Origin of the sequence: Clostridium hydrogeniformans DSM 21757 (genome assembly GCF_000686705.1) — a bacterium.
Lineage (GTDB): Bacteria > Bacillota > Clostridia > Clostridiales > Clostridiaceae > Clostridium_Z > Clostridium_Z hydrogeniformans.
The window spans coordinates 53,399-70,927 of record NZ_JMLJ01000017.1 but is presented as its reverse complement, the minus strand read 5'-3'; the positions used below and the strand labels follow the sequence as shown (position 1 = coordinate 70,927).

The following is a 17,529-nucleotide window of genomic DNA, read 5'->3' as shown; positions in this document are numbered from 1 at the left end:
GAATGTAATGGCAGCTCAGAAGGTTAAAAAGACCAGAAGAAAAAAAGATAGAAAGAATATTGAGCAGGGAGCAGCTCATATTAAGTCAACTTTTAATAACAGTATAGTTACTTTAACTGATACAGCAGGAAATGCATTATCTTGGGCTAGTGCTGGCGGACTAGGCTTCAAGGGTTCAAGAAAGAGTACTCCATTTGCAGCGCAAATGGCAGCTGAAACAGCAGCTAAAGCAGCTATGGAACACGGTTTAAAGAGTGTTGAAGTATACGTTAAGGGACCTGGATCAGGTAGAGAAGCAGCTATAAGATCATTACAAGCTGCTGGATTAGAAGTAAGTCTAATAAAAGACGTTACTCCAATACCACATAACGGATGTAGACCACCAAAGAGAAGAAGAGTGTAATTATTTATTAACATAACAGGAGGTGTAATTAATGGCAAGATATACTGGCGCTACTTGCAGACTTTGCAGAAGAGAAGGTATGAAGCTATTCTTAAAAGGTGATAGATGCTTTACAGAAAAGTGTGCTTTTGCAAGAAGAAGCTATGCACCTGGTCAGCATGGTCAAAGCAGAAAGAAAATATCTAACTACGGAACACAATTAAGAGAGAAGCAAAAGGCTAGAAGAATATACGGAGTTCTAGAGAGCCAATTCAGAACATATTATGAAAAGGCTGATAAACTAAGAGGAATAACAGGTGAGAACCTATTAATGCTTTTAGAATTAAGATTAGATAACGTAGCTTATAGATTAGGTTACGGAAATTCTAGAACAGAAGCTAGACAGTTAGTTACTCATGGACATTTCTTAGTAAATGGAAAGAAAGTTGATATCCCTTCATATAAGGTATCAGTTAATGATGTTATAACTGTTTGTGAAAATAGTAAGGCTAAGGAGAAGTTTAAGGTATTTGCTGAAAATCCTAAGACTTTACCAAAGTGGTTACAAGCTAATCCAGAAAACTTTGAAGGTAAGGTTGTAGCTGAGCCTGCTAGAGAAGACATTGATGTACCAGTAAATGAGACATTAATCGTCGAGTTATACAGCAAGTAATAGCTTTTAAAATTTGCACTTGGGTAGAAAAATATTTCTACCTAAGCAAATTTATAGAATCAGTTGCCCTCATAAAAGGTTGCCATTTTTTAAAGTTAAGGAGGGTTTGTAAATGTTAGAAATAGAAAAGCCAAAAATAGAATGTATTGAAGTTAGTGAAGACGGAACATACGGAAAGTTTATAGTAGAGCCACTTGAAAGAGGTTACGGAATAACTCTTGGAAACTCTCTAAGAAGAATTTTGTTATCTTCATTACCAGGAGTAGCAGCTACTTCTGTTAAGATAGATGGTGTTTTACATGAGTTCTCAACAGTTCCTGGAGTTAAGGAAGATGTTACAGAACTTATATTAAACATAAAGACTCTTGCATTGAAGATGACAGGAGATGGTCCAAAGACTGTATATATAGATGCTAAAGGACCAGGAGTTATTACTGGAGCAGATATAAAAACAGATGGAGATGTTGAGGTTATTAGTAAAGATCTTCATATAGCAACATTAGATGATAATGCTAAGTTATATATGGAAATCACAGTTAATAGGGGAAGAGGATATGTTTCTCAAACTAAAAACAAAAGTGATAACCTACCACTTTCTTCAATTCCAATAGATTCTATATATACTCCAGTTAAAAGAGTTAACTTTACTGTGAACAACACAAGAGTAGGCCAAATAACAGACTACGACAAGTTAACTTTAGAAGTATGGACTAATGGAACTATAAAAATAGAAGAAGCTATAAGTTTATCAGCAAAAATCTTAATAGAGCACTTTAAGTTATTCTTAACTCTAACAGATAATGCTGATGACGTTGAAATAATGATAGAAAAAGAAGAAGATAAAAAAGAGAAAGTACTAGAAATGACCATAGAAGAGCTTGATTTATCAGTTAGATCTTATAACTGTTTAAAGAGAGCAGGCATCAATAGTGTTCAAGAGCTTGCACAAAGATCTATGGATGATATGATGAAGGTTAGAAATCTAGGAAAAAAATCTCTTGAAGAAGTAGAGAAAAAGCTTAAGGACTTAGGACTAAGCTTAAGATTAAACGACGAGTAAGGAGGTAAAGTCATGGCAGTTCAACGTAAATTAGGTCGTCCTACTGACCAGAGAAGAGCTATGCTAAGAAATCTTGTTACTAGTTTCTTAAAACATGGTAAGATAGAAACAACTGAAGCAAGAGCTAAGGAAACTAGAAGAATAGCTGAAAAAATGATAACTCTTGCAAAGGCAGGGGATCTTCATTCAAGAAGACAAGTACTTTCTTTTGTAACAGAGGAAGATGTAGTTACAAATTTATTTGATAACGTAGCTCCAAAGTATGCAGAAAGAAATGGTGGATACACTAGAATGTATAAAGTTGGTCCAAGAAGAGGAGATGCAGCTGAAACAGTTATACTAGAATTAGTATAGTATGGTGTATTTTAAAGGGGATTAAGTTAAACTTAGTCCCCATTTTACTATATAAAAATAAATATTTCTTATATTATTGTATAAGTACAAAAAGTTTTTTATAATAGGGTAAGTAGTAGAAAATATCTAGTTTAGGATTTTTGTTGGATTATTTCTAGTGCTTATTTTTTAGAACCAAGTGTAAGAGTTCTTATTATATATGAAATTAGTAAATATTAAGGTATTGAGAAGGGTAGAACTATATTTTAAGGTGAGTAAAACTGACTTTAAAGGTTTTACTTTGTGGAGGTTATAATTTATGAAAGATAAGATGATTTTATGTGAAGATCTCACCTATAAGTATACTACATATGAGGGTAGTGAAGAAAAGTATGCTGTAAATGGAGTTAACCTAGAGGTAACTGAAGGTGAGTTTCTTGTAGTTTTAGGCCATAATGGGTCCGGAAAATCCACAATAGCTAAGCATATGAATGCTTTGCTACTTCCAAGTGGAGGTAAAATTTACATAGATGGTATGGATACTACTGATGAAAATAATACATGGAAGGTAAGAAGCACTGCAGGAATGGTTTTCCAAAACCCTGATAACCAATTAGTTGCAACTATTGTAGAGGAAGATGTAGCCTTTGGACCAGAGAACCTAGGGGTTCCATCAGAAGAAATAAGAAAAAGAGTAGATGAGAGTCTTAAAAGAGTTGGAATGTATGATTATAGAAGACATGCACCACATTTATTATCAGGAGGGCAAAAGCAAAGAGTAGCTATAGCAGGAATACTTGCAATGAGGCCTAAATGTATAATTTTAGATGAACCAACAGCAATGCTGGATCCTTCTGGTAGAAAAGAAGTGGTTAGAACAATAAAAGAATTAAATAAGGAATTTGGTATTACTATAGTTCTTATAACCCACTATATGGAAGAAGCAGTAGAGGCAGATAGAATTGTAGTAATGGATAATGGTAAAATAGTACTTGAGGGAAAACCAAAGGATGTATTTAGTAAGGTTCCTTTAATGAAAAAGATAGGTCTTGATGTACCTCAAGTTACAGAACTTGCTTATGAATTAAATGAAAATGGTATAAAGATAAATGAAGAAATATTAACTATAAATGAAATGGTGGATGCGTTATGTCAATTAAAATAGAAAATTTAACACATATTTATATGGCTAAGTCACCCTTTGAAAAAATAGCTTTAGATGATATCTCTATTGAGTTAAATGATGGAGAGTTTATAGCGCTTATAGGACATACTGGATCAGGAAAGTCTACCCTTATACAGCACTTAAATGGTTTATTAAAGCCTACTTCAGGAAAAATAATAATAGATGGAACTGATATACTTAATAAAGGTGTAAAATTAAGTGATATAAGAAAAAAGGTTGGATTAGTTTTTCAATATCCTGAATATCAACTTTTTGAAGAAACTATTGAAAAGGATATACAATTTGGACCTAAAAATTTAGGGTTATCAGATAAAGAGATTGATACTAGGGTAAAAAGGGCTATGAAAATGGTTGGTCTTGACTATGAAACCTATAAAGATAAGTCTCCCTTTGAGTTAAGTGGAGGACAAAAAAGAAGGGTAGCTATTGCAGGAGTAGTTGCAATGGAGCCAAGGATTTTAATATTGGATGAACCTACAGCAGGACTTGATCCTAAGGGCAGAGATGAAATATTGTATCAAATAAAGAAGCTTCATAAAGAGTATAACATGACAATAATTCTTGTGTCTCATAGTATGGAGGATGTAGCTAAAGTAGCTGATAGGGTAGTTGTTATGAATAAAGGAAAATGTATATTAGATGGGAGACCTAATGAGGTATTTAGAAATATAGATACACTAGAAGAGGTTGGGCTTGCAGCTCCTCAAGTGACCTATTTAATAAGAGCTCTTAAGGAGAGAGGGTTTAATATAGATGATAATATTTTTACTGTTTCTACAGCTAAGGATGAGCTCTTAAAATACTTTAAGGGGGCAGAAACTAAATGATTAAGGATATAACTATAGGTCAATATGTTCCAGGGGATTCTTTTATACATAGACTTGACCCAAGAACTAAAATACTTACTGCTATACTGTTTATAATTCAATTATTCTTAATTAAGAGCTTTGTGGGATACATTTTTGTAGTTGCCTTTTTAGGTATTATTGTATGGGTGGCTAAATTATCTCCTAAGTATTTATATAAGGGATTGAAACCAGTTTTTATGCTAATAATAATAACCGCCCTATTGAATGTCTTTATGATTGAAGGAAAGGAATTATTATTTCAATGGAAGTTCTTAAAAATATATAAAGAGGGTGTAAATACTGCTTTATTTATGGTATTAAGGCTTGTATTTTTGATAATGGGATCATCCTTACTTACACTAACTACTTCTCCTATAGAGCTTACAGATGGTATAGAGAAGCTTCTAAACCCATTTAAGAAGATAGGAGTACCAGCTCATGAACTTGCTATGATGATGACTATAGCATTAAGATTCATACCAACTTTAATGGATGAGACGGATAAAATAATGAAAGCACAGATGGCAAGAGGTGCTGATTTTGAAAGTGGAAAGCTTATACAAAAGGCAAAGAGTTTAATACCTCTTTTAGTACCATTATTTATATCTTCCTTTAGAAGAGCAGAAGAGCTTGCAATGGCTATGGAAGCAAGATGCTATAGAGGTGGAGAAGGTAGAACTAGAATGAAACAGCTTAAGATGGAAGGAATAGATGCTATAGCTTTTGTTACCTTCTTTGGATTTGCAGCTGCATCTATATTTATTAGATAATTTTAAGATTAAACTGAGGGGGATAAGGTTTAAGACCTGTAACTTTAGTTTAATCTTAAGAGACTTTGTCTTAAGTATAAAAATACAGTCTACTAACTAGTAGGTAAGATAGCTTAAGTAATATATATAAGGTAAAATAGAAATTTTAAAGTGAGGCTTTAATGAGAAATATAAAACTTATTTTAGAATATGATGGAACAAATTATAGAGGATGGCAAAAGCAAAAAAATGGTAAAACTATTCAAGGAGAGGTTGAAAGAGCTGTAGGAGAGGTTACAAAAGAAGAGAGTATAGAAGTGATAGGATGTAGTAGAACAGACTCAGGAGTCCATTCAAGGGCATATACAGCTAATTTTAGCACTAACAGTAGTATACCAGGAGAAAAGTTTCTATATGCAATAAATAATAAATTACCCAAAGATATAGTGGTTACATTTTCAGAAGAGGTAGAGGAAAAATTCCATTCTAGATACAATAGTAAAGGAAAAACATATTGCTATACTATATTAAATAGGAGAGTACCATCAGCTATACATAGGAACTATGTTTATTTAGTAAAGGATGCTTTAGATTTAGATTTAATTATAGAAGGGGCTAAGTATTTTGAAGGTACTCATGACTTCGAGGCCTTTAGGACATTAGGTAGTTCTGTAAAAACTACAGTGAGAACTATTCACAGAGTTAAGATAGAAAAGGAAGAAGATCTTATAAAAATTTATGTAACTGGTGATGGTTTTTTATATAATATGGTTAGAATTATGGTTGGAACTTTAATAGAGGTTGGAAGAAAAAAAATAAATCCTGGTGAAATAAAAAATATAATAGATAAAAAGGATAGAAAGTTAGCTGGAATAGTAGTTCCACCAATGGGGTTAGAGCTTTTAGAAGTATTTTATTAATTTAAAAAAAATGCATTGACACACCCGGCTAAATGTATTATAATTAATTTGTTTTTAAAGTGTATCATAGTGTATAAGGTCCACATGCCCGGATCTTGACATATATGCGGACTTAATCAAAACCTAATGATCAGTTCAGGGAGGGAAATAGGATGAAATCATACATCGCAAAGCAACAAGAAGTTGAAAGAAAATGGTATGTAGTTGATGCTGCTGGAAAGCCACTAGGAAGAGTAGCTAGCCAAGTTGCTTCAATATTAAGAGGAAAAAATAAGCCAACATTCACACCGAATGTTGATACAGGAGATTTCGTAATAGTTATTAATGCTGAACAGGTAGTATTAACTGGTAAGAAATTAGATCAAAAGTTCATGAGAAAGCACTCTTTATATCCAGGTGGATTAAAAGAGATTCCATACAGAGAAGTGCTTGAAAAGAAACCAGAATTCGCTTTTGAAGAAGCAGTAAGAAGAATGCTTCCAACAGGTGTTCTTGGAAGAAAAATGTTAAAGAAGCTTAAGGTTTATAGAGGCCAAGAGCATGATCAGCAAGCGCAAAATCCAGAAGTACTTGAGTTAAAGTACTAATAGTTACTGGGAGGAGGAATAAAAATGGCTAAGGTTCAATACATGGCAACAGGAAGAAGAAAGAAATCCGTAGCTAGAGTAAGATTAGTACCAGGCGAAGGAAGAGTTGTAATTAATAAGAGAGATATAGAAAATTATTTCGGTTTAGAGACTTTAAGATTAATAGTTAACCAACCATTAAACTTAACAGGAACTAAAGAAAAATTCGATGTTTTAGTTAACGTAAATGGTGGTGGATTCACAGGCCAAGCGGGAGCTATAAGACATGGAATAACTAGAGCTTTAGTAAAAGCTGATGAGAGCTTAAAACCAGAATTAAAGAAGGCTGGATTCTTAACAAGAGACCCAAGAATGAAGGAAAGAAAGAAATACGGTCTTAAGAAGGCAAGAAGAGCTCCTCAATTCTCAAAGAGATAATATTTCAAGAGAGGCATTGCCTCTCTTTTTATTTTGTAATTAATAAGCATTATTATAGTCAACAATTACAATCAAACTTAATAATAAATATAGGATTTTAATCTTTCCACTTAGATTATCCATGAATTAGCTTATTAAAAATGCACATTTTAAGCATGAGATAAAGTAAGTTTTGAGTTAAGCACCTATATTAGAAGTGTAAGCTTTAATAACATATTATTTAGATGTGTTATTAAAGCTTATATAAGCTAAGTAGAAAATAGTTTAACTTAGGGGGAGTATTTAAGTCCTAGAATAAGTACAGACGGGGTTTGAGTTTTAAACTATAAATATTAAATATACAAGGTGAAGTTAATTTATAAAATTAGCATGTAAATTATAACTAATTTTACAAGGGTTTAATATATAATTAATATTTCATTATATTATGAATGATAAACCATAATTATATATGAATTTTAATGAATATATAGAGTCTCTTTATGAAATACTAAAAAATATAACCATTTTTTAGTGGGGAATATTAAGTTTAGGTTAAAAAGTACATATAAATCTTAACAATTACATTTTTTTTAGTTAATATATATAGTGGTCAAATTAATTTTTCATAAAAATGGAGGAGTATAAGTTTTGGATACTGTAGGGATGATTATTGGTTTAATTGGAGGATTAGGTTTATTTCTTTATGGAATGAAGCTAATGGGAGACGGTCTAGAGAATGTAGCTGGAGAAAAGCTAAAAAGCATACTAGAAAAAGTAACATCTAACAGAATAATGGCAGTAGTAGTTGGAGCTGCAGTTACAGCGATAATACAGAGTAGTAGTGCAACTACAGTAATGGTAGTTGGATTTGTTAATGCAGGACTTATGAACTTATCTCAAGCAGCCGGCGTTATAATAGGTGCCAATATAGGTACAACAGTAACAGCTCAATTGGTAGCATTTAAACTTGAAGATGTAGCACCAATATTTATAGGAATTGGAACCGCAATTATATTATTTTCAAAAAATAAAAAGAGAAGAGATTTAGGAAATATAATTTTAGGTTTTGGTATATTATTTATGGGACTTGGAGTTATGTCAGAAGCCATGACACCTATGAAGGATTCACCAGCATTTAAAGACTTTATTTTGATGATTGGAGACAACTGGATACTAGGAATTATAACTGGTCTTGCTATGACAGCGGTACTTCAAAGTTCATCAGCAACCACAGGTTTACTTATAGCATTAGCAAGTACTGGAGCTATAAACATGAGTGTTGCTCTACCAGTTATTTTTGGATGTAACATAGGTACTTGTGTAACAGCATTATTATCTAGTATAGGAACTAATAAAACAGCTAGAAAGGCTGCTCTTATACACTTAATATTTAACCTAGCAGGTACATTAGTATTTTTACCTTTAATGACTCCTCTGACACACTTAGTAGAGTCTCTAACACCAGGAGATATAAAGAGACAAATAGCTAATGCACATACTGTGTTTAATGTAACTAATACTATTGTTATGTTACCTCTTATAAACTACTTAATAATAATAGTTAATAAACTAATACCAGGAGAAGCTGAAATAGAAAAGGTTGGAGCGGCATATCTAGATGATAGATTGTTAGAAACTCCAGTTATAGCAAGTGGGCAAGTTATTAAAGAAACAATAAGAATGGCAAATAAGGCTAAAGAGAATCTGGATCTTACCATGAGAGGCTTCTTGGAAAATGACGAAGCACTTGTTAAAAAGGTTTATGAAAATGAAAAAATAATAAACGCATTAGAGTATGATATAACTAATTATCTTGTAAAGTTATCTAAGAGTGATTTATCAGATAAAGAAAGAGGAATAGTTGCATCTACTTTCCATGTAGTTAATGATATAGAAAGAGTAGGAGATCATGCTAAAAATATAGCTGAGCTTACTTTAGAAAAAATAGCTAAGAGTTTAACTTATTCTAAGATAGCAGAAGATGAAGCTAAGCATATATTTGATTACACCTTAAATGCTATTACTATAGCTATTGAAAGCTATGAAACAGGGGATAAGTTTAAGGCAGAGTCTATAATAGCTGTAGAGGCAAGAATAGACGTATTAGAAAAAGAGTTAAGAGAAAATCACATAAAAAGACTTAATGATGGCACATGTAGTGCACATGCTGGAGCTGTTTTCCTTGACTTGATAAACAACTTAGAGAGAATAGGAGACCATGCTATGAATATAGCTGAGGCTGTATTAAATAAGCATAGATAGTCAACGATAAATTAAAATATGTTGAAATAATAATATAATAAAGATTTAAAAAAGCATCGTGAAGTAAGCTTCACGATGTTTTTTAGTATTTAATATTTATAAATAGTAAAATTATATATAGGGTTTTCAATTCAAAACTTATCTTATGCACTACTTAAGATCTAAGGTCTTAAAGGATTTAAGTGCATGTATAAGTTAAGATTCAAGCTAAAAACCTTATATAGGGATTTAAGAATAAAGTTTAACTTATTCATTAAACATCTACTTAAATTATTTTAAGTAGATGTTTAAAGTGATTTTAAAACTTAAAACCGTATAAGCGAATTTTTATATAAATGATTAAAGAGTAGATTAATATCTTAATTTAAGAGATATAAACATTTAATGCTAATAATTAAGATATGTAAAAATAAGACTAAACATAAATACAAGAAAAGTGAGCAAACTAACTTCATATTATGGCTAATATAAGGAGGAGTTAGATGAAAAGACATAAAAAAATATACATAACTCTAGCTACTATTATAATTACTTTATTATGTAGTTCATTAAATTATGTAGTGGCTTATTCTAAAGATAATAACAAGAAGATTATCTTAATAGACCCAGGTCATGGAGGCTTTGATGGAGGAGCTAAATCTAAGAATGGAACCATAGAAAAAGGAATAAATTTAGACATATCTAAAAAATTAAAGGAGAGCCTAGAAAAAGAGGGGTATGAAGTTTATATGACTAGGGAAGAGGATAAGAGCCTAGATACCTCTACGGATGCTAAGGTTAAAAAAAGAAAGTCTGAGGACCTAAGTAGAAGATGTGAACTGAAGAAAGAAACTAATTGTGATATGTTTATAAGTATCCATCTTAATATGTTTACAAGCAGTAAATCAAAAGGATCGCAAATATGGTATTCAGATTTTTCAGAAAGTAAGGTGGCAGCAGAGACCATACAAGAAAGTTTCAAGGAAAACCTAGATTCTAACAATCATAGATTAGCAAAACCAGCACTAGATCAATATAGGATACTTAGGGATAAGTATGAAGCACCATGTATAATAGTAGAATGTGGATTTTTATCAAACCCTCAAGAAGAAGTCCTTTTAAAGAAGGATGAGTATCAAAATAAAATTGCAGAAGCTATTACAAAAGGAGTTAAAAAATACTATTCTTCGTCAAAGGAATAAAATTTCCTAGGAAATAAATAAAAATAGGCATATTATTGCCTATTTTTTGTATTTAAGGTAATATACATAAATTAGGTTTTAAAGACAAGTTTTTAAAAGGTATATATTGTTCTCAATAAATGTCATATAGAATCTAATAAAAAATTACATCATATACTATAATGATTTATAAAACCTTAGTTTTAGTCATAAACAACAGAAGTTTCTTTATTTCCTATAGCAAACCAGGTTTTACCTTTTACTAAAGAGATCTCATTACCATTTTCATCATAAAATCTTATAGGACTAGATTCTTTCTTCCAATTAATTTTTATGACTTTTCCAGCCATAAATAAAAATCCTTCTCCACTACCTGTGGTAGTTTTATTTGGATATTCCTCCTTTGATAACTGCAGTATTATATTAGAAACAGTTATCTTTTTCCCATCATTTAAATCTCTTTCTGGGGTCTTATCTTTATAATATATATATTCTCCATTTTCAAAAAGAAAGGATGAAGAAATAAGTCCATTTATTTTTAAGTACACTGAATTGGCACTATCAAAAGAGCCAATTTTTTCATCTAATGCACTAGAGAAGTTTAGTTTAGGTAATTCTAATAAAGGTATTTTTTCAATATTTAAAACAGGGTAATTATTACCTGGAGGAGTATCGTAAAACACAGTCTTATATATGTGACCTAACTTAGGATCTATGTATTCATATATAAGATTGGCCTTGTTGATACCAGAAAAGGACTCTAGGTCTTTAAATTGTGAATATGTTACTTCTATAGCTTCTCTTGATGAGGATACTGGAGAGAGGATTTCTCCAGTAATAGGAGACACATTAACACTGTTGCGAGGAATCCTATTAATATGTAGATATATAATTTTTATAAAGCTGTAGAACAGAACTATTACTAATAGGGATATAAGTATATAGGATACAACATCAAATATGTTAGTTTTATTATTCATAAAAGAAATACCTCCTAAATTAAAAAGAATACAAAACTTCAAAAGGAATAAATATTAATTACTATAATTTATAATAAAAATTTCCTTAAAATATTACTAATTGCAAAAAAAATATAGGGTTTAAAAATAGTTTCACATAAATTTCAGAAAAATTAGTCTTATCATTGATAACGTTTTATACATATGGTATCATAATGGTGGATGGACTAATGGACTAATCCATTTCACTTTGGGAGGGTAGAATCATGGAAATAGTAATAACTAAAAATAATGGAATTCCTTTATACTTACAAGTTAAGAAACAGATAATGAACCAGATAAGAAATGGCTCTCTCAAGGTTGGATCAAAAATGCCAACAGAAAGAGAATTAGCAGAAAATTTAAAGGTTAGCAGGAATACTGTAAGTACTGCTTATAAGGAATTAGAAAAAGAAGGTGTATTAAAATCATACCAAGGAAAAGGAACCTTCGTTGCAGAGGAAGGAAGAAGTTGGCAAAATCAAAATATAAAAGATAAAATAGTTAAATTTGTAGATCTAGGGTTAGAGGAAGCTCTTGAAACTGGAATGAGTATAGAAGAGTTCTTAGATATAGTAGAAAATAGAGTTAGAGAAAAAATTGAACAAATGAATAAAATGGTGGCAGTATATGTTGAATGTAATATAGAACAAGCTAAAATGTTTTCAAAAGAGCTTAATGAAAGTACTCATATGAGTGTAATACCTTTAACGGTATCAGATTTAATGACAATGAATGAGGAAGTTAAACAAACTCTTACAAATTGTCAGGTGGTAATAACTACTTTTAATCATGTTAATGAGGTTACAAGAATTGTTAGTGGCTTTCATAAAGAGGTTTTAGGGGTTGCCATTAATGCAGATTTAAGTACCATAGTTAAAATTGCTAGGTATCAAGATGGGACAAGGTTTGGATTTTTCTGTTTATCTGAAGAATTCATGTTTAAAATACAAGGAGCCTTGGAATCAGCTGGTCTTAGTAATATAGATATAACTTATTCAACAACTAGGGATAAAGCTGAAATTAAAGAAATAACGGATAAATCAGATGTAATAATAGTTTCACCAGGTAGATATAGTGATGTTATGGAAATAAATAAAGATAATAAGGAAGTAATAAATTTTATATATTCTTTAGATGATGGTTCAGTGAAAGCCTTAAAATCTAAAATTGTTGAACTTCAAAATTAGTTTAAAATAGCTAAGGCTATTTAAATAAATCTACACTTAAATTTTTTAGGAGGCAATTAGAATATGAAAAATAATAAAATAGTCCTTGGAGTCATAGGGTCAGACTGTCATGCAGTGGGAAATAAGATATTAGATTATGCATTAACAGAAGCAGGTTTTGAGGTTATAAACATAGGGGTTTTATCTCCTCAAGAAGACTTTATAAATGCTGCAAAAGAAACCAATGCAGATGCAATTTTAGTTTCTTCCTTATATGGTCATGGAGAACTTGATTGTAAAGGAATGAGAGAGAACTGTGATGAAGCAGGATTAGATGGAATCCTTCTATACGTTGGAGGCAATATAGTAGTTGGAAAACAAAACTGGGAAGATGTACATTCAAGATTTAAATCTATGGGATTTGATAGGGTATATCCACCAGGAACATCTGTAGATACAACAATAGAGGATCTTAATAAGGATTTAAAGGTACAAGCCTAATTTCCCGAGATTGGGGGTTTAGTAATGAAAAATGCTTATTTATTAATAGACTTTGGAAGTACCTATACAAAACTTACAGCTGTGGATATAGATAATGAAGAGATATTAGCAGTAGCTAAGGATATAACTACAATAGAAGAAGATATAATGATTGGATTTAATAAGGCTTATGAAAAGTTAGTAAGTAGGCTTCAAGGTATGGAAGTAAATTTTATTAAAAAACTAGCTTGTTCCTCAGCAGCTGGAGGTCTTAAAATGGTAGCTATTGGGTTAGTACCGGATTTAACAGCAGAGGCGGCTAAAAGAGCAGCCCTGGGAGCAGGAGCAAGAGTTATAAAGACTTATAGTTATGAGTTGACATCCTTTGAAATGAATGAAATTAGAGGTTCTAAGGTTGATATGATACTTTTAGCTGGGGGAACCGATGGAGGGAATAAGGATTGTATAATTCATAATGCAAAGCTTATTGCAGAGTCAAATCTAAATATACCTATTGTAGTAGCAGGTAACAAAGTTGTTAATGATAAAATAAATGAAATATTTAATGAAAATAATGTGAAATTTACTATAACAGAAAATGTTATGCCTAAGCTTAATGTTCTTAATGTAGAACCTGCCAGGGAAGAAATAAGAAAGATATTTATGAATAATATTATAGAGGCTAAAGGGCTTAAAAATGCTGAAAGCTATGTAAACGATATCCTTATGCCAACACCAGCTGCAGTTCTTAAGGCAGCTAAGGTTCTAAGTCAGGGTAGTGATAAAGAAGAGGGCATTGGAGAAATAGTTGTTGTGGATATCGGAGGAGCAACTACAGATATTCATTCTATGGCAGATGGAGAACCAACAAAACCAGGGGTAACCTTTAGGGGACTTGAAGAACCTTTTGCAAAGAGAACAGTAGAAGGAGATCTTGGAATGAGATATTCAGCTCTTTCTCTCTGGGAGGCAGCAGGAACAAGAAAAATTAGAAAACATTTAAAAGATAAGTCCATTAATATTGAAGAAACCTGTAGAAGTAGGAGCCAAAACATAATGATGGTTCCAAGTACAGAAGAAGAGATTGAATTTGATGAGGCCATGGCAAAGGTAGCTACAGATATTGCAATGGAAAGACATGCAGGAGTTGTAGAACCAGTATATTCTCCACTTGGAGTTATATACAGTCAGCATGGAAAAGATTTATTAGAAGTAAACTGGGTAATTGGAACTGGGGGAGTACTTGTTCATAGTGAAGACCCAAAGAGCATATTAGAGTCAGGATGTTTTGATAATGAGAACTTAAATTCATTGAAACCTAAAAATCCAGGTTTTATGCTAGATAAAACTTATATATTATCTGCCATGGGATTATTAAGTGAAGAGTTACCAGATGAGGCAGTTAGAATAATGAAAAAATATTTAGTAGAGTTATAAAGAGTAGTATTTTGTGGGTAAAACTATATAAATTAAGAAGGGTAGGGAAATCAAGGTGGATTTAAAAAATATAAAGTGGACAGAGGAGAAGTTTTTCAAGGAAAGAGAAATTATATTAAATCATTGGCCAACAGGAAAAGGTGTAGATTTACAACAGGCTGTAGATTATTTAAAGAAGGTACCAGACCATAAAAACTTTGCAAAGAAACTTGTAAAGGCTAAGGAAGAAGGGGTGACCTTAGCTCAACCAAGAGCTGGAGTTGCATTAATGAATGAGCATATTCAATTATTACAGCATCTTCAAAATGAGGGCGGTGCAGATCTTTTACCTTCTACCATAGATTCTTATACAAGACAAAATAGATATGATGAATGTGAAAGAGGAATTAAAGAAAGTAGAGCAGCGGGAAGATCATTACTTAATGGATTTCCAGTAGTTAACCATGGGGTAGATGGTTGTAAAAGAGTATTAGAAGCTGTGGATCTTCCATTAGAGGCAAGACACGGTACTCCAGATGCTAGATTATTATCTGAAATAATTCATGCTGGAGGATGGACTTCTAATGAAGGAGGAGGAATATCTTATAATATTCCTTATGCAAAGAGTGTTAGTATAGAAAAAACAATCCTTGATTGGCAGTATTGTGATAGACTAGTTGGTTTTTATGAGGAGCAAGGTGTGTCCATAAATAGAGAACCTTTTGGACCACTTACAGGAACTTTAGTACCACCTAGTACATCAAATTCAGTGGCTATAGTAGAAGCATTACTTGCTGCAGAACAAGGAGTTAAAAATATAACTGTAGGTTATGGTCAATGTGGTAACTTAATACAAGACGTTGCTGCAATAAGAGCCTTAGAGGAACAGACCTATGAATATTTAAAAGCAAATGGATATAATGATGTTTATGTAACCACAGTATTCCACCAATGGATGGGAGGATTCCCAGCAGACGAAGCTAAGGCTTTTGGAGTAATATCAACAGGTGCGGCGGCTGCTGCTCTTGCAGGAGCAACTAAGGTTATAGTTAAAACTCCTCATGAGGCCATAGGGGTTCCAACAAAGGAAGCTAATGCAGAGGGAATTAAAGCAACAAAGATGACATTGAACTTACTTAGAGGTCAAAAAATGCCAATGTCAAAGGAATTAGAGTTAGAGATAGCAGTAATAAAAGCAGAAACTAAGTGTATGATAGATAAGCTATTTGAACTTGGACATGGAGATTTAGCAGTAGGTTCAGTTAGAGGATTTGAAGCAGGAATTATAGACATTCCTTTTGCTCCATCTAAGTTTAACAATGGTAAGATGATGCCTGCTAGAGATAATAATGGAGCAGTTAGATATCTTAAAGCTGGCAATGTACCTCTTACTAAGGAACTTCAAGACTTTAACTTTAAGAAATTAGAAGAAAGAGCTAAGTTTGAGAATAGAGAAGTTGGATTCCAAATGACTGTAGATGATATATTTGCAGTTGGTAAAGGAAAGCTTGTAGGAAGACCAGAAAAGAAAATAGTTTTATAAGAATCAAAAGATTATTAATTATAAGAATTCCAAAAGGGTAAATATTTTAAAAGAAGGAAGGGCAATAATATGAAAATCGTTGATGTTGTATGTTCACCAGGAAGAACAGGATTTTATTTTGATGACCAAAAAGCTATAAAAAATGGAGCAAAGCATGATGGCTTTACCTATGTTGGAGAAGCTGTTACAGATGGATTTAAGTCAGTAAGACAAGCTGGGGAATCCATATCAGTTATGTTAATATTAGAAGATGGACAAGTAGCTCATGGAGATTGTGCTGCAGTTCAATATTCTGGTGCTGGCGGACGTGATCCTCTATTTTTAGCAGAAGACTTTATACCAGTAATAGATAAGGAGATAGCTCCAAAGCTTATAGGAAGAGAGCTAAATTCTTTTAAGGAATTAGCAGAAGAGTTTGATAGAATGTCTATTAATGGTAATAGACTTCATACAGCTATAAGATATGGAATAACTCAAGCTATACTAGATGGAGTAGCTAAGTCCAAAAAGTTAACTATGGCTGAGATTGTTCGTGATGAATATAATACAGGAGTAGATATAAAAAGAATTCCTATATTCACACAATCTGGTGATGACAGATACGATAATTCAGATAAGATGATAATAAAAGGGGCAGACGTAATGCCTCACGCATTAATTAACAATGTGGAAGAAAAACTTGGACATGATGGAGGAAAGCTTCTTTCATATGTAAAATGGTTAAGCGATAGAGTTTTAAAGCTTAGAACTTCTGAAAATTATAATCCAGTATTCCATATAGATGTTTATGGAACTATAGGGGTAGCTTTTGACTATAATACAGAAAAGATAGCGGAGTATTTTGGAAAGCTTGAGGAAGCAGCGAAACCATTTAAGCTAAGAATTGAAGGTCCTGTAGATGTGGATCATAGAGAAAAGCAAGCAGAAGCTCTTAGAGATTTAAGAATAGAATTAGAAAAAAGAAACATAGATGTGGAAATAGTGGCTGATGAATGGTGTAATACCTATGAGGACGTAGTACTATTTGCAGACAATAAGTCTGGTCATATGCTTCAAATAAAGACTCCAGACCTTGGAGGAGTTAATAATATAATAGAGGCTATATTATACTGTAAGAAAAAAGGAATCGGAGCATACTGTGGAGGAACTTGTAACGAAACTAATAGATCCTCAGAAGTATGTACTAATATAGCTATAGCTTGTGGAGCAGATCAATGCTTAGCTAAACCAGGTATGGGTGTTGATGAGGGCTATATGATTGTTAATAATGAGATGAATAGAGTAATAGCTTTAGTTAATAGAAGAAAGAAATAGTAAGATATATTATTTAAGAGGTAGTAACTAAAGCTGCCTCTTTTTTAAAA

The 17,529-nt window shown here is 32.2% G+C and carries 18 protein-coding genes; 17 read left to right on the top strand and 1 reads right to left on the bottom strand.

Annotated elements, in window-relative coordinates; all coding sequences use genetic code 11:
- Window positions 1–7: 7 nt before the first annotated feature.
- From rpsK to cwlD, 12 genes are all read left to right on the top strand, one after another.
- Window positions 8–403, top strand: coding sequence for a 30S ribosomal protein S11 (gene rpsK, locus BR69_RS0111015; RefSeq protein ID WP_027633245.1), 396 nt, complete (start codon window positions 8–10; stop codon window positions 401–403).
- A gap of 31 nt (window positions 404–434) precedes the next feature.
- Window positions 435–1,055 (top strand): 30S ribosomal protein S4, encoded by a 621-nt coding sequence (gene rpsD / locus BR69_RS0111010; RefSeq protein WP_027633244.1) that lies wholly within the window; start codon window positions 435–437, stop codon window positions 1,053–1,055.
- Between the two features lie 112 nt (window positions 1,056–1,167).
- On the top strand, window positions 1,168–2,115 hold the full coding sequence (locus BR69_RS0111005; protein ID WP_027633243.1) for a DNA-directed RNA polymerase subunit alpha: 948 nt from the start codon (window positions 1,168–1,170) through the stop codon (window positions 2,113–2,115).
- A 12-nt stretch (window positions 2,116–2,127) separates the two neighbouring features.
- Window positions 2,128–2,469: a 50S ribosomal protein L17 gene (gene rplQ / locus BR69_RS0111000; RefSeq protein ID WP_027633242.1), complete on the top strand. Its 342-nt coding sequence runs from the start codon at window positions 2,128–2,130 to the stop codon at window positions 2,467–2,469.
- Window positions 2,470–2,767: 298 nt separating this feature from the next.
- Window positions 2,768–3,613 (top strand): energy-coupling factor transporter ATPase, encoded by an 846-nt coding sequence (locus BR69_RS0110995; RefSeq protein WP_027633241.1) that lies wholly within the window; start codon window positions 2,768–2,770, stop codon window positions 3,611–3,613.
- Complete coding sequence (locus tag BR69_RS0110990) at window positions 3,598–4,461, top strand: energy-coupling factor transporter ATPase (protein WP_027633240.1); 864 nt, start codon at window positions 3,598–3,600, stop codon at window positions 4,459–4,461. The genes BR69_RS0110995 and BR69_RS0110990 overlap by 16 nt, the downstream gene beginning before the upstream one ends.
- The gene (locus BR69_RS20440; RefSeq protein ID WP_051623589.1) at window positions 4,458–5,252 is read left to right on the top strand and encodes an energy-coupling factor transporter transmembrane component T family protein; all 795 of its coding nucleotides are present in this window, start codon (window positions 4,458–4,460) and stop codon (window positions 5,250–5,252) included. Before BR69_RS0110990 ends, BR69_RS20440 begins: the two co-directional genes overlap by 4 nt.
- A 161-nt stretch (window positions 5,253–5,413) precedes the next feature.
- Window positions 5,414–6,151, top strand: coding sequence for a tRNA pseudouridine(38-40) synthase TruA (gene truA / locus BR69_RS0110980; RefSeq protein ID WP_027633239.1), 738 nt, complete (start codon window positions 5,414–5,416; stop codon window positions 6,149–6,151).
- Between the two features lie 152 nt (window positions 6,152–6,303).
- Entirely contained in the window at window positions 6,304–6,738 is a 435-nt protein-coding gene (gene rplM, locus BR69_RS0110975; protein WP_027633238.1) for a 50S ribosomal protein L13, read from the top strand.
- Between the two features lie 24 nt (window positions 6,739–6,762).
- Entirely contained in the window at window positions 6,763–7,155 is a 393-nt protein-coding gene (rpsI, locus tag BR69_RS0110970) for a 30S ribosomal protein S9 (RefSeq protein WP_027633237.1), read from the top strand.
- A gap of 630 nt (window positions 7,156–7,785) precedes the next feature.
- Window positions 7,786–9,399, top strand: coding sequence for a Na/Pi cotransporter family protein (locus BR69_RS0110965; RefSeq protein WP_027633236.1), 1,614 nt, complete (start codon window positions 7,786–7,788; stop codon window positions 9,397–9,399).
- Between the two features lie 482 nt (window positions 9,400–9,881).
- Window positions 9,882–10,580: an N-acetylmuramoyl-L-alanine amidase CwlD gene (gene cwlD, locus BR69_RS0110960; protein WP_027633235.1), complete on the top strand. Its 699-nt coding sequence runs from the start codon at window positions 9,882–9,884 to the stop codon at window positions 10,578–10,580.
- A gap of 182 nt (window positions 10,581–10,762) precedes the next feature.
- Here cwlD and BR69_RS0110955 read toward each other — a convergent pair whose 3' ends face one another.
- On the bottom strand, window positions 10,763–11,539 hold the full coding sequence (locus tag BR69_RS0110955; RefSeq protein WP_027633234.1) for a DUF3048 C-terminal domain-containing protein: 777 nt from the start codon (window positions 11,537–11,539) through the stop codon (window positions 10,763–10,765).
- Between the two features lie 245 nt (window positions 11,540–11,784).
- Here BR69_RS0110955 and BR69_RS0110950 point away from each other — a divergent pair, with 245 nt between their 5' ends.
- The 5 genes from BR69_RS0110950 (at window position 11,785) to BR69_RS0110930 (ending at window position 17,479) form a co-directional block, all read left to right on the top strand.
- On the top strand, window positions 11,785–12,747 hold the full coding sequence (locus BR69_RS0110950) for a GntR family transcriptional regulator (RefSeq protein WP_027633233.1): 963 nt from the start codon (window positions 11,785–11,787) through the stop codon (window positions 12,745–12,747).
- 63 nt (window positions 12,748–12,810) lie between these two features.
- Window positions 12,811–13,227: a methylaspartate mutase subunit S gene (gene glmS, locus BR69_RS0110945; RefSeq protein ID WP_027633232.1), complete on the top strand. Its 417-nt coding sequence runs from the start codon at window positions 12,811–12,813 to the stop codon at window positions 13,225–13,227.
- Window positions 13,228–13,251: 24 nt separating this feature from the next.
- Window positions 13,252–14,643, top strand: coding sequence for a methylaspartate mutase accessory protein GlmL (glmL, locus tag BR69_RS0110940; RefSeq protein ID WP_027633231.1), 1,392 nt, complete (start codon window positions 13,252–13,254; stop codon window positions 14,641–14,643).
- Window positions 14,644–14,698: 55 nt separating this feature from the next.
- Window positions 14,699–16,165, top strand: a complete 1,467-nt coding sequence (locus BR69_RS0110935) for a methylaspartate mutase subunit E (RefSeq protein WP_027633230.1) — start codon at window positions 14,699–14,701, stop codon at window positions 16,163–16,165.
- A 69-nt stretch (window positions 16,166–16,234) separates the two neighbouring features.
- Window positions 16,235–17,479, top strand: a complete 1,245-nt coding sequence (locus tag BR69_RS0110930) for a methylaspartate ammonia-lyase (RefSeq protein ID WP_027633229.1) — start codon at window positions 16,235–16,237, stop codon at window positions 17,477–17,479.
- The last annotated feature ends 50 nt before the right edge of the window (window positions 17,480–17,529 follow it).